General features: G+C 42.1%; 11 protein-coding genes. 5 read left to right on the forward strand and 6 right to left on the reverse strand.

The genetic code is table 11. The annotated features are described in order from the left end of the window. Positions 1-195 precede the first annotated feature (195 nt). On the forward strand, positions 196-978 hold the full coding sequence (locus ACWATR_RS24645) for a Uma2 family endonuclease (protein WP_460338232.1): 783 nt from the start codon (positions 196-198) through the stop codon (positions 976-978). A gap of 108 nt (positions 979-1,086) precedes the next feature. Here the strand turns inward: ACWATR_RS24645 and ACWATR_RS24650 are convergent, their stop codons facing one another. Together ACWATR_RS24650 and ACWATR_RS24655 are read right to left on the reverse strand one after the other, a co-directional pair. Further along, positions 1,087-1,941 carry an HIT family protein gene (locus tag ACWATR_RS24650; protein ID WP_460338234.1) on the reverse strand — a complete coding sequence of 285 codons (855 nt, stop codon included), beginning with the start codon at positions 1,939-1,941 and terminating at the stop codon, positions 1,087-1,089. A gap of 78 nt (positions 1,942-2,019) precedes the next feature. Next, on the reverse strand, positions 2,020-2,823 hold the full coding sequence (locus ACWATR_RS24655; protein ID WP_460338236.1) for a Uma2 family endonuclease: 804 nt from the start codon (positions 2,821-2,823) through the stop codon (positions 2,020-2,022). Positions 2,824-3,483: 660 nt separating this feature from the next. Here ACWATR_RS24655 and ACWATR_RS24660 point away from each other — a divergent pair. Further along, the gene (locus ACWATR_RS24660) at positions 3,484-5,154 is read left to right on the forward strand and encodes a mechanosensitive ion channel family protein (protein WP_460338238.1); all 1,671 of its coding nucleotides are present in this window, start codon (positions 3,484-3,486) and stop codon (positions 5,152-5,154) included. Positions 5,155-5,373: 219 nt separating this feature from the next. Here ACWATR_RS24660 and glgB read toward each other — a convergent pair whose 3' ends face one another. From glgB to ACWATR_RS24680, 4 genes are all read right to left on the reverse strand, one after another. After that, positions 5,374-7,665, reverse strand: coding sequence for a 1,4-alpha-glucan branching enzyme (gene glgB / locus ACWATR_RS24665; protein ID WP_460338240.1), 2,292 nt, complete (start codon positions 7,663-7,665; stop codon positions 5,374-5,376). Positions 7,666-7,842: 177 nt separating this feature from the next. Continuing rightward, complete coding sequence (locus ACWATR_RS24670) at positions 7,843-8,175, reverse strand: hypothetical protein (RefSeq protein WP_460338241.1); 333 nt, start codon at positions 8,173-8,175, stop codon at positions 7,843-7,845. A 516-nt stretch (positions 8,176-8,691) separates the two neighbouring features. Beyond that, a complete protein-coding gene (locus ACWATR_RS24675; RefSeq protein ID WP_176727164.1) occupies positions 8,692-8,865 on the reverse strand; it encodes a hypothetical protein in 174 nt (57 codons plus the stop codon). Positions 8,866-8,954: 89 nt separating this feature from the next. Next, positions 8,955-9,113, reverse strand: a complete 159-nt coding sequence (locus ACWATR_RS24680; protein WP_460338243.1) for a hypothetical protein — start codon at positions 9,111-9,113, stop codon at positions 8,955-8,957. A gap of 235 nt (positions 9,114-9,348) precedes the next feature. Here ACWATR_RS24680 and ACWATR_RS24685 point away from each other — a divergent pair, with 235 nt between their 5' ends. The 3 genes from ACWATR_RS24685 to ACWATR_RS24695 all read left to right on the forward strand — a co-directional run bounded on the left by ACWATR_RS24685 (position 9,349) and on the right by ACWATR_RS24695 (position 13,474). Further along, positions 9,349-10,047, forward strand: coding sequence for a hypothetical protein (locus ACWATR_RS24685; protein WP_460338245.1), 699 nt, complete (start codon positions 9,349-9,351; stop codon positions 10,045-10,047). A 193-nt stretch (positions 10,048-10,240) separates the two neighbouring features. Continuing rightward, positions 10,241-12,079 carry a peptidoglycan D,D-transpeptidase FtsI family protein gene (locus tag ACWATR_RS24690; RefSeq protein WP_460338247.1) on the forward strand — a complete coding sequence of 613 codons (1,839 nt, stop codon included), beginning with the start codon at positions 10,241-10,243 and terminating at the stop codon, positions 12,077-12,079. A 297-nt stretch (positions 12,080-12,376) separates the two neighbouring features. After that, on the forward strand, positions 12,377-13,474 hold the full coding sequence (locus ACWATR_RS24695) for an iron-containing redox enzyme family protein (protein WP_460338249.1): 1,098 nt from the start codon (positions 12,377-12,379) through the stop codon (positions 13,472-13,474). Positions 13,475-13,566: the final 92 nt, after the last annotated feature.

Consider the following 13,566-nt stretch of genomic DNA (forward strand, 5'->3'; position numbering starts at 1 on the left):
TGTCAAGCTAATTTTGAGAGTTTGTAGTAAGCACTTTAGTGCTTAAAAAACCAGGACTTTAGTCCTGACTACGAACTCGTTCATGCTTCGTAGTTAATCAGACAGACTATTCGTGACATCGCTAGGGGAGAAATCGCTATAATTCTGGTGAGCCAAATAAAGCCAAATATCCTTTGAGTTTTGGGGAAACCAGCCATGTTAGAGTACAACTTGCCAAGGTACTTGCCCTCAGCCGAGGAACTACCAGACTCTGATGAAACGCCTGTGGATAATGAACTACAAGAATTGATACCAGGCTTGCTGAAGGCGATTCTGCTAATACTTTGGTCAGAACGCATGGATTGGCTCTTTGCCATAGATATGGGTATTTATTATCACCCGGATAAACCGCCCATTGTGCCAGATGGGTTTTTGAGCTTAGGGGTAGAGCGGTTTTATGATGAAGAACTGCGTCCCAGTTATGTGCTGTGGGATGAAAATGTTGTACCGATTTTCGTGCTAGAAGTAGTTTCCCAAAATTATCGCAAAGAATACACTACTAAATTGGATGAATATGAGGCTTTAGGTGTACTTTATTACGTGATTTATTCCTCTCGTCGCCGTCGCAAACCACATCTGGAAGTACATAAGTTAGTTAATGGTAAGTATGAATTGCAAGAGGGAAATACCGTTTGGCTACCAGAGATTGGCTTAGGAATTGGTTGCGAAAGGGGAAATTATTGTGGTGTAACGCGGGAATGGATGTATTGGTATGATGAGCAAGGAAAACGGTATCTTACGCCCGCAGAACAAGTAAAACAAGAGACACAACGCGCTCAACAAGAAGCACAACGCGCTCAACAAGAAGCACAACGCGCTCAACAAGAAGCACAACGTGCTCAACAAGAAGCACAACGTGCTCAACAAGCAGAACTACGGGTGCAACAATTGACAGAACAATTAAGAGCGCTGGGAATAGATCCAGATAATCTGGGTTAACTGAAATATTTTGCAATATTTTTAACAAGACTCAAAAAACTGAGTTTTTCAGATTTATGCATTTGTCATAAATCAAGATTTACTACTAAAAGCTGTCAGTAAAAAAAACTATTGCTTTTTAGGAATAACGTTCCTGATTCCACTTTTAGCGCCAACAGTATCACCTTTGTAGCGAGGGATGATATGAATACTGGCGTGCATAATATTTTGACCAGCGGCTCGATTGATGTTCATTCCTATATTAAAGCCATCAGGTTCAAATTCTGATTTAAGAATTTCTTGTACCTTGTTCACCATAAACCAGCAAGCAGATTGCTCTTTAACTGGTAATTCAAAATAACTGCTAACATGACGTTTGGGAATAACTAAAACATGACCATTGCTGATTGGATAGCCATCAAAAATAGCATAAGCTGTTGCTGACTCAGTTAAGAGTTTCAGATTTTTATGGGGATTACAGAATATACAATAATTAGATGAATTACGTTGATGATTATAGTGGACATACTCATACACTTCCCGATTTTCATCTAAGAAAACTGAAGGAAAGGGAAGTTTGACAATACATTGATATGTCGGCTTATTGTGGACATAATGTTCTCGAAATCCTTCTCTTTTGATATCCCTTCTTACAGCATAATAAGCTTTACCTCCTGGCTTTAATAAATGCGATACTTCCATAAGAACATTAGTTTGTTCTTCAGTAAATAAAACATTTAAAACATAAACGCAAACTATAGTATCAAATTTATTATCAGGATATTCTGGAAAATAATAAGGGTCATAGCCTGTAATATCACAACCTTTTTGGCGCAATATTTTAACATCATTACCAAAGCCACAACCAAAATCTAGTATCTTGCCCTGGAGAAGGTTTTGATTTAATAAAAACCGTGCAGGAAATGATAGATAATTTCTTTCGATCGCAGTGAGATGGCTGAACTGATTTTTTTGCTGTTTCATGGAATTTTGGTGCTGATGTCCCAAAATTATTATTCCCAGCATCCCTTGAGTTTATGCGATGTCTACGACGGGCTACGCCTACGCATCAGGGTCAATACCTAGCTCACGTAACTTAGCTGCTAATATATCAGCACGTTGGCGTTCCTGTTCAGCACGTTGGCTTTCCTGTTCAGCACGTTGGCTTTCCTGTTCAGCACGCTGGCTTTCCTGTTCAGCACGCTGGCGTTCTTGTTGGGCTTGTTCGCTGCTCCACAACAGCAAATTTCCTTCTCTATCCCACCAGCGCAGCCAATTCATGGTTTGACATAATCTTTCACCTTGCCAAATTCCGAGAAATAACTCTAACTCAGGAATCCAGTAACGTCCATTGGCGTCTGCTTGCTGCAAGGTATATTGTCCATTTTGCAAGCAGCGTAGCTCTATGCTTGGTTCGTAAGGGTCGTAGGTTACGTAGGTTGGAACTTGGAGAATCTTTTCGTAATAATAGAGTTTACCGTAGGGTGGAGTTGAGCGGACTGAGAGTTCTCCCCCTTCTGTGTCTGAGAGAAATTCCATCACCACAGCCACCGCAGCGCCTTCTAAATTCGGGGTATAGCTGCGACGAACAACATTCGTTCCCACAGACTGCACTTGAGGGACATAAAACCAGTCTGGGGCTTTGACAACAATTTTTTTGTTGACTGTGGCTACAAGTCCAAAATTAGAGCCAATCAGCATTTGAGGTTGGATGCGTCCTGTGCTTCCCAAAGCATCGGTAAGCGCAGCTGCGATCGCAGGTTGTTGAATATTTTCCACTGGATCATCAGGTAAAATGAAGTCGGCTGGAAGTGCTTCCCAAGTAACAATTGGTTCTTTTTGGATAGGGTTAACTTGTAGAACCATAAAACTACTCCTAATATCCATGCACAGTATATTAACGCGATGTGCGACCTAATATTCTGACCTGACTTCCATTCCTCTCTCGTAAAAGGATAGAGGCTTTGATTTTTGCTCCCCAACGCTAGTAGGGAAGGGGTTGGGGGTTGATTTGAGATAAAGTTGCAGATGGCGTTATATTAGTTATTTTTAACAAATCTTCAGCCAGCATCGCTTTTAAAAGAGTGTGACGCTACAGTAAATAACTCATTATCGCAATGGTACTATTCTTCACCTAAAAATTATTGGTGTAAATAATTGATATTTAAAAATGCGATAAATCTTGTATCTAAGAGGATGTTTTAAAAGTGGTTGGCTGTAATTTTAGGCACTTGTTGATCCCCCCAACCCCCCTGAAAAAGGGGGGCAAAGTCTCTAAAAGTCCCCCTTTTTAAGGGGGATTTAGGGGGATCTAAAACGTTTTGCTACCAACCAGAGGACTTTTAAAACATCCTCTAAATAAAGGCTTTGAGCTTATTATAATTGCATTTGTTTATACCTTTTGGTAGAAAAATAGGATTTTATAGCAAAACTATTGACAGATATATGATTATTTAAAATATGCAATAATAAATAATACTAATAATTTTATTTCATAAAAAAGGTTCCTTATAAAAATATGATGTTATGAATAGCTTTCATCACTTTCGGAAAGCCATTGCCATCCTGGTAATTGTCTTCATGATGATTGGATGGCTGTTAACTACTGAAATGTCGGTGCAAGCTCAATCAAGACCAACTGCTCATATTACAGTAGATGGTCGTCAGTTATTTGAACTTTCAGAAGCAGGACAATTTAGCGCGGAAAATCGTGCTGCTGATGCCAACTTAATTTTAAGAGAAGCAGTCCGTTCTTCAGGCGGTGTGAAGGTAGAGATTGTAGAAACTAATCAATTACCTGTAATTCTGGTAAATAATCGTCACCTATTAACAGTGACTCAACAAGATACTTTCACTGGGAGAACAAAACAGGAACAAGCAGAAATTTGGGCGCAACGAATTAGAGAAGCAGTTGAACAAGGTCAAGAAGAACGCAGATTAGATTATTTTTGGCGGGCAATATTACTAGTAGCTTTATCTGTATTAGGCGCGATCGCACTCCATTTTCTTTTGGGTTGGGTTGGGCGCTATTGGTTACGGCGACTGGTTCCTAGAGAAGCTAATCACCCGGAAACGGGAGCGCAACCCAAAGGAATCGAGCTATTTTTACAATTGACGCTGGTTGTAGTGCGATCGCTACTATGGATAGGAATAGCTATCTACATTACCGACTTATTCCCCTTAACGCGAGAATGGAGCAGAAGCATTGCCAATATTCTCTGGATGAGCTTAACTTCCCCAGTGATTACTATTGGTGAAAGTTCTTATTCAGTCATCAATATAATTATCTTCATCAGCTTACTTTTTGGAGTATTAGCGATTGCTGGAACTTTAACTAATCTGCTGCGATCGCGCGTATTACGCATGACAAATGTTAGCCGTGGTGTGCAAGAATCAATTGCCATTGCTATCTATTACAGTCTAATTTTTATTGGAACAGTTTTATTACTACAAATTTGGGGTTTAGACATCAGTTCTTTAGCAATAGTAGCCAGTGTCTTTGGTGTAGCGATCGGCTTTGGCTTACAGGGAGTTGCTAAAGAATTAGTAAGCGGTTTTGTAATTACTTTTGAACGCGCTATTGAAATTGGCGACTTTGTGCAAGTTGGCGAATTTATGGGAACAGTAGAGCGTTTAAATGCTCGCAGCACCTACCTCCGTACCTTAGATGATATAGTAGTAATTGTGCCAAATTCCCGTTTTTTAGATACAGAAGTAGTCAATTGGAACCATCAGAATTCGGCATCTCGTCTAGTATTACCAATACGAGTTGCTTATGGTGTGAATATTAATACTATACGCTCTGCATTATTAGAAATAGCGCTGACAAATCCTGATATTTTAAAAAAACCACATCCTACTGTTTGGTTTCAAGGATATGGTGAAGATTTTTTAAATTTTCAGTTATTAGTTTGGATTTCTAAACCGCGCAAGCAGTTTCAAATTAAGAGCGACTTATATTTTCAGATTGATGAGATTCTCAGACAAAAAAACATCAATATTCCCTTTCCCCAACGCTCTCTACATTTGCGTACTGGTAGCTTACCCTTAGAACTTTCACCACAATTAGAAAATTCATTATCACAACTTTCTGAAGGTTTAATTAATTTGTTAAAAATTCAGTTACAGAAAGACACTGCAAATGGTGCTAATAATTCATCTGCAAAAACTCAAAGTGAAAAATCCGATTCACAGTAAATTGATGGTTATTGGGGAAGAATAGCCATTGGCTGGTTTTCTCTCCCCTTTTGTTTTTTGCAAGTCCCATAGAAATTACCTTGAGAAGGCAGAAGGCAGAGGGCAGAGGGCAGAAGGTTTTATGAAGAAGGGGAAGGGGAAAAGGTAAAAACCTCGCCCGCAAGTGGCGCGACCTGTTCATCCCTTTCCCCTTTTCCCTTTAACCTTTTCCCCTCTTGTTTATCCCATGATCTCAGCAGTCTTCTTCTTATCCAACTTGAGAATTAACACGCCCAAAGGTGGCAAACATAAATCCAGCGAATAAGGACGACTGTGCAAAGACCAATCATCTGTCCACTTACCGCCTAAGTTGCCCATATTGCTGCCGCCATACTGACGCGCATCACTATTGAACAACTCCGTATAAAATCCTTTTTGCGGTACACCGATACGATAGTGAGAATGGGGTTGCGGTGTAAAATTGCAAACCACGATCGCAAAATCATCAGTATCCTTGTCACGACGGATAAAGGAAACTACACTATGGCGATTGTCGCTACAGTCAATCCACTCAAACCCCGGTTCAGCAAAATCCTGGGTGTACAAAACTGGCTCAGAACGGTAGAGATGGTTCAATTCCCGGAAAAACGTTTTTAACTGTTGGTGTGGTTCATGCTGCAATAGATGCCATTCCAAATCTGCCCAAGCATTCCACTCACTCCACTGCCCAAATTCCATGCTCATAAACATGGTTTTCTTGCCTGGGTGAGCAAACATATAGCTAAATAAACAACGTATATTAGCTAACTTCTGCCATGTATCCCCTGGCATTTTGCCGATGATATTGCTCTTACCATGCACAACTTCATCGTGGGACAGAGCCAGCATGAAGTTCTCGCTGTGGTTGTACCACATACTAAAGGTGATATTGTTTTGGTGGAACTGGCGGAACCAAGGGTCCATGCTGAAATAATCCAGCATATCGTGCATCCAGCCCATATTCCACTTCAAGTTAAAGCCAAGTCCGCCTGTGTAGGTGGGCCAAGATACCATTGGCCAAGAAGTAGATTCTTCCGCAATTGAGAGAATACCGGGGAAATAGCTAAAGATAATGTGATTTACCTGACGCAGAAAATCTGCTGCTTCTAGGTTTTCTCTACCGCCGTATTGGTTGGGCAACCATTCTCCTGGTTTACGGCAATAGTCGTTATAGAGCATCGAAGCAACAGCATCAACGCGAATCCCATCAATGTGGTACTTGTCAAACCAGAAGAGGGCGTTTGCTGCCAGGAAATTACTAACTTCATGGCGACCGTAGTTGAACACTAAAGTACCCCATTCTTTATGTTCGCCTTTACGGGGGTCGGCGTGTTCATATAAATGGCTACCATCAAAGAAAGCTAAACCATGTCCATCTTTGGGGAAGTGACCAGGAACCCAATCCACAATTACCCCAATATCATTTTGGTGACATTTGTCAACAAAATACATGAAATCTTCGGGGCTGCCAAAACGGGAGGTGGGGGCATAGTACCCAGTCACTTGATAACCCCAAGAACCATCAAAGGGATGCTCCGCAATGGGCAGCAATTCAAGATGGGTGTATCCCAATTCTTTGACATAAGGAATGAGTCGGTCTGCCAGTTCCCGATAGGTAAGGAAACGTGCACCCGGTTTCAGTTCAGAAACGACAACTACTGGTTCCGTTTCACCATTGGGGAGTTTAGCTGGTTCCGCACTCGAAGCGTGTAACCAAGAGCCTAAATGTACTTCGTAGACTGAGACGGGCTGGGTGAGGGGATCAGTGTGACGCCGCTTTTCCATCCAGCTTTCATCATTCCAACTGTAAGCATCTAAATCAGTGACAATGGATGCCGTTTTCGGGCGGGGTTCCTGGTAGAAACCGTAAGGATCAGATTTTTCATAAATATGTCCTTCAAAATTTTTGATTTCATATTTGTAATGCTCTCCCACACCAATTTCAGGAATAAATAATTCCCAAACTCCGGTGGGGCCTTTACGCATTTGGTTTTTACGTCCATCCCAGAGATTAAAATCTCCCAACAATGAAACATTGCGAGCGTTGGGTGCCCAAACGGCAAAATAAACGCCTTTAACGCCGTCTATTTCCGTGGGGTGCGCTCCCAATTTTTCATATATCCGGTGATGGTTGCCTTCACCAAACAAATGCAAGTCAAAGTCTGTCAAGCGGGGAGAACGGAAAGCGTAAGGGTCATAAATGACACGCTCATGTTCTCCTTCTTTAATCCGTAACTGGTAGTTTGCCAGTTCTGCGGTTTCAATGGTGCATTCAAAAAAGTGAGGATCATGCACCGTTTGCATTGGGTATTCCTTGCGTTGTTCAGGAAGAACGACCCATGCTGCACTTGCATTTGGTAGGTATGCCCGCACAGCCCAGACAGTTTTGCCGTCTTGTTCTATGGGATGAGAACCTAGTATTTCAAAGGGATCGTTATGCTGATTCCAAACGATGCTGTTAACCTGTTCAGGGGCGATCGTGGTCATGGACATGAAGCTACCTAAGTGAAATAACGTGATTGACTAAATCTACTTTTTTAATATCTATATATATTCTTTACATTTATTTGCAATTTTGTCGTCACCGTTATCCTACATCAGAATGGTGACTAGGGACTGGAGACTGGGGACTGGGGGAAAGCTCTTGATTTTTGAAACTGGAGTAATTTATCAAAAATTTAAAAAGGGGAAAAACTGAAATAATGTTTTACGTAAGCGAAGCAAGAAAATCTGATCCCGAATGTTGGGGTCTAGTTTTGGTGGCGGAACTTCTTGCAGCTGGGCTTGCAATTGGACATACTCGGCAGCGGTTAGGAATTTTCCATCAATAGGCGATCGCGCTTCTATGATAATCTTTGTCCTTAATATTTCTTCTGGTGTATCCTCTGGCGGCGGTAATGCTATTACCGTTGATCCCCAATAGCTATTTAGCACAAATAATGTTGCACTAATTACAATTAAGCTCAATAATTTTATTGCCTTTCTCGCTTTAACTCTCCCCATCTCCTAAACTGCGTTCGCAACGCAGGATGAAAATCTGTTTTTTCTATGCCCCATGCTCCATGCCCAATTGCCAAAGTTACAAATTTTACCAATAATAAAAATCTGGCAATATCAAGTGATATTACCAGGTCTCTCCTGATAAAAAATAGACTATGGGGAATGCTCAAGAGCAATTGCCAGCGATCGCGATCAATTGTTTTGCCCTCTCAAAGCTCATTAGTCTAAGCAATTCTAAATACCCAGCGAGGGAAGTATTTTGCCTACAAAATGCTTTACATTCACATAACTCAACTTCCTTGGGCGGGGAAGAAGGTTTGATCTGGGAATAACTTACTGCGGACACTTGGTTGAGGATGTAACCCTCTTTACCAGTGTCCTTGACTTCATGCCCTACTTAGCTGATTTTTGAACAAACTTTAGGCTCTGATACACCAACAAAAAAATGCAGGTTTTTGTGTGAGCCTAATTAATTCAAGCTATGTAGTGAGGAACGCTTTCGCTAAAGTTTAAGATGCCTTATTTAGGAGTAGCTGCGGGTGTAGCTGGGGGAGTAGCTGCGGGAGGTGCATCAGTTGGTTCACCTGTAGCAGCGGGAGTACTAGTACCAGTCCCACCGCCACCACCTTCACAGGCTCCGAGAATCGCAGCCAGACTTAACATTAAAGCAAAACCAAAGATTTTTGTTTTCATAACTCCTCTTTCACCAATTGTGGCTAGAACAATTTTTCGCCTGTTGAATACGATACCGTATTTATTGCTTTTTTTTTAATGTTACAAGATTACATATTTAAAAAAACAATCCTTTGGGGTATTCTCTTTGGGATTGTATATCCTACAGCCATCTGATTAGTTTCTCTTAACTCAGGAGCAAAACGAAAATTACCAATTTTAATAGTTAACTGAGCTATCATAGCAAAAAATTTTAATTTTTTTTTCATGGAGTGTTGCACCTTGCTACCGGACGTTGCCATACTTTAGGTGCGATACCTAAGAAGTAGGCTGTCCAGTTTATAATCACTGATTGGAAACATTGGTGCAGCTACCTATCAGAAGAGTTAAAAGAGTGTAGTCTGTTATGTGTGCTTGTTGCACCGAAGGTGATTGTAACCTCAGCAAAAAAAGACAATTTAGACAATCAATCTAAAGTACAGTATTTCCCATCTAAAAAAATCTATGGTAGTTGCTCGTAAATCTGCTGTTTCTACAAGAGGTAATCGGTTCTGGCAAAATTCTATCCTTTCTTTAGGGAGGCGACGCTCTGCGCCTACTGACTCAGCAACACGGAGCGCTTCTACATCAGCTACCCAAGCCGCACCAGTATCCTCTCAAAGACAACGGCGTTCCTCAAAAAAGTTAGCGGTTTCTCCCACAGATGAGGCAGTTATGCCCAAATCGGTGAAAGAGTTGGGTAAACAAAAAATGCCAAATGTTTATGAGCAGTCGAGTACCAAGCAGAAGAGTTCGGGGGTAGGTTTTCTTCGCTTCCCCACAATACCTAATTCTGGAGCGACACCTGGTTGGTTGCTGCGCTTGTACACCTTTCATCGTTATTCGTCAGTTTTGGCGTTCTTGTTAGTAGCATCGACACTTGCTGTTTATGGCTGCACAGTATATTCGCAAGAGCTTTGGAGTCAGTCATATCGAAGACTACAAAAGCTCCAACGTCATGAGCGAATGCTAACGACAACTAATGCGACACTGACAAATAAAATGGCTGATGAAGCAGAACAACCAACAGCAGGGCTGGTTTCACCAACTCCTCAAGGGATGATTTTCTTGCCTCCAGCATCTCTAAGTCCTAAGCCAGAATCGTCTAATACAACGCCAAGTTCTGAAACGCAACAGCAAACACTCTCGCCACTGGGATACTAATCGTAATTCATAATCGCGAAGATTGTGCTTCAAAGAGATGAAAAACGCTGCAATTTGAGTTTCCACCTCTTGTATCTGTAGTTTTATTTTGGAGAATTGGTAAAAGGTTAAGAGTCATTATTCATTTGTCATTAGTGATTAGGACTCAGATTTGTGGCAAATGACAAAAGACAAATGACAAAGGACAAACCCAATGCAGAAGTCACCAAGCAGAACAAAATTTAGAAAGGTTCGGAATTCAGCTTTTACAAGGCGACAAAAGGGTTATAGACAAGGGCTTTTGGGAAGATTAGCCTCTAAGATCCAAGACCAAACATCCAGCACCAAGTCTCGAATGTTCATAGTCTGGGGCGTATTAATGGCAGCCGGGTTGGGGTTGGGTGTCAAATTGTATAATCTCCAAATTGTCAAGGGGCCAAAGTTAACTGAGCAGGCACGCAGCCAGCAAATGTTGAATTTGCGACCTTTTATGCCGCGTCGCCCGGTGGTAGATCGTAATAGTAATCTGTTGGCGATTGACCGCCCTGTGTATACTTTGTACGCTCATCCCAAGCTGTTTGATAAGTCTAATGAGGATATAGCAGAGCGACTTTCCCCAATATTGGCAAAAGATACTGCTGAATTGGTAAAAACTTTTCAAAGCAAAAAAAGCGGAATTCTACTTGCCCCAGCCATACCAGAAGAAATGATCGATCGCGTCATCTCTTTGCGCTTAAATGGCCTGGAATGGACTCAAAAATACTCCCGATTTTACCCGCCAGACGATTTGGTTGCTGATGTGGTGGGCTATGTGAATATTGACCGCCGTGGTCAAGCTGGTGTGGAATATTCTCAAGAGAAGTTGCTAGAACGTCCTGTGCAAACGGTGCGGCTCAGTCGGTCGGGTGATGGTTCACTGATGCCGGATCATGCCCCTGAAGGTTTTTTGCATTTTGATGATTTGCGATTGCAACTCACTATTGATAGTCGTCTGCAACGAATTGCCCGCGTTGCGCTCAAACAACAGATGGATAAGTTTAATGCTAAACGTGGGGCGGTAATTGTCATGGATGCGTTGGATGGTTCCTTACTCGCCCTCGTTTCTCAACCTACTTATAACCCTAATGAATATGGTAAAGCTAATATCTCGCTATTTAAAAACTGGACGGTAGCGGATCTTTATGAACCGGGATCGACTTTTAAGCCTTTGAATGTGGCGATCGCTCTGGAAAATGGTGTGATCAAAGCCGATGATGTGTTTAATGACTCCGGTTCTATTCGAGTAGCTAATTACACTATCAAAAATGCTATGAACAATGGTTATGGGCAAATCAACATTGCCCAAATCCTCCAAAATTCTAGCAACATTGGTATGGTGAAAATTATCCAACGCTTAAAGCCTTCAATCTATTACAACTGGCTAGAACGCTTGGGGCTAGGACAAAAAGTTGATACAGATTTACCTTTTGAAGCTAGCGGTCGGCTCAAAAGTCAAGAAGAATTTATCGCTTCGCCAATTGAACCAGCTACTACTTCTTTTGGGCAAGGTTTTTCTATGACACCGTTACAGCTAGTGCAAATGCACGGTGCTTTAGCCAATGGCGGTAAGTTGGTAACACCCCATGTAGTGCAAGGGTTGATTGATACCAAAGGGCAGATGCATGATTCACCCAATCGCACTATACCCCGCCAAATTTTCTCAGCCGCAACAGCCCAAAAGGTTGTGGAAATGATGGAAACTGTTGTTACTGACGGCAGCGGAAAGGCTTCACAAATTCCCGGATATCGGATTGCTGGTAAAACTGGTACAGCCCAAAAAGCTAGTCCCTCTGGCGGTTACATCAAGGGTGCTAGAATGACCAGCTTTGTGGCTATTTTACCGGTGGAATCTCCTCGCTATGTAGTGTTCGCACTGGTGGATGAACCAAAAGGAGAAAGTGCTTATGGTTCTACTGTCGCTGCGCCAATTGTGAAGTCGGTGATCGAAGCGCTGATTCCTCTTGAGGAAATTCCGCCAAGTAAGGCGATTGAGCAACGGACGGAAGCGCCGTAGGGATTGGGGATTGGGGATTCAATACTTGTCGGTTAAAGGGAAAAGGGTAAGGGGTAAGGGGAAAGAAAAAACCTTTAACCTTTACCCTTTAACCTTTTCCCAAAACCCAATTCCGAGTTCAAAATGCAAAGCCCAAGCAGTATTGATTGGGGATTGGGGATTGGGGAATAATCCTTCTCTTCTAAACTTAATTTTTCTTTATAACCAAGGAAAGAGGTACAGAAAGCTACTGGTGTGGAAACCTAGATATTAGAGGTGAAAGTAATTTATCACTTTTCCAAAGCTACCGAAGATTCCATGCAAAGCAATTTAGTTATATTTCCGAAAGCTGGGGCTGCGAAAAAGAGCACGCAAACTGAAGACAGAACAATTACCAAGTACCACCGTGCTGAGGAGCAATTTATAGAACTGCTGGCAATGGAGGATTTGGATCATAAACTGGATGTCAAGCCTTCAAGAGCCAGTGAGTTTGAACAGGCACTCTCAACAGCAATTCGTGCTGCGTATGGAAACGATCGCTCTGATGAACAAGCTCACCGTTTTCTGCAACGTATACTTTATCGAATTAATCGCCTAAAACTGTTTTGGTACGATGATTTGCACAATTATACCAACGAGCGATCGCTGTATTTGTACTCATGTCGTGACCAAATCGAAGCTGCTTGGCAACAGTGGGAATTGACGCAAATCGATGTAGCTGCGTTGCAACAATTGGATGTAAAACACGCTTTAATTGAGCGTGCATCTGCCGATTTAAATCCGCCTTTGTCGGAGAGTAGTCGCTACATTCGTGAGGAGATGACTGAAGCTGGCTATCGTCACTTGCTAGCGATCGGCTCATTTGATGGCTTGGTTGAAGGTAGTCGTCTTTGCTACGTATTGGGTGGTGCTGCGAATGAAGTGCAATGCACGCTAGTGCGAGTACTACTAGAAGAATACGGTAATGGTCGTTTATCTCGCAAGCATTCGACATTCTTTGCTCAAATGCTGGCTGAGTTTGGAATGAATACTGAACCAGAGGGATACTTCGATTTAGTACCTTGGGAAGTGTTAGCTTGCGATAATCATAACTTTCTGACTACTGATCGCAAACGCTATTTCCTACGTTATTGTGGTGCATTGACATATTTTGAGGTGGCTGGCCCTGCGGCTTATAAAAACTATCTGGCGGCGGCGCAACGACTGGGACTGTCAGAGGCGGCTATGGGTTATTGGGAACTGCATATCAGGGAAGATGAACGTCACGGTCGTTGGATGTTAGATGATGTAGCTTTGTCTTTGGCAGAACAGTATCCCAATGATGCGTGGGAACTGCTGCTTGGGTATGACCAGGAGAAACTAATGGGCGATCGCGCCGCTGCTGCTGTTGTGCGATCAATACGCCAAGCAGAATAAGCCAATTTACTCTTGTGAGAAATCTCAACAATTAAAACTTCAAAATAGCAGGTTATTCTTAGCGTTTTAATTTGACATTTTTAAGTCATTTT

It is taken from the genome of Nostoc sp. UIC 10890 (assembly GCF_054786515.1).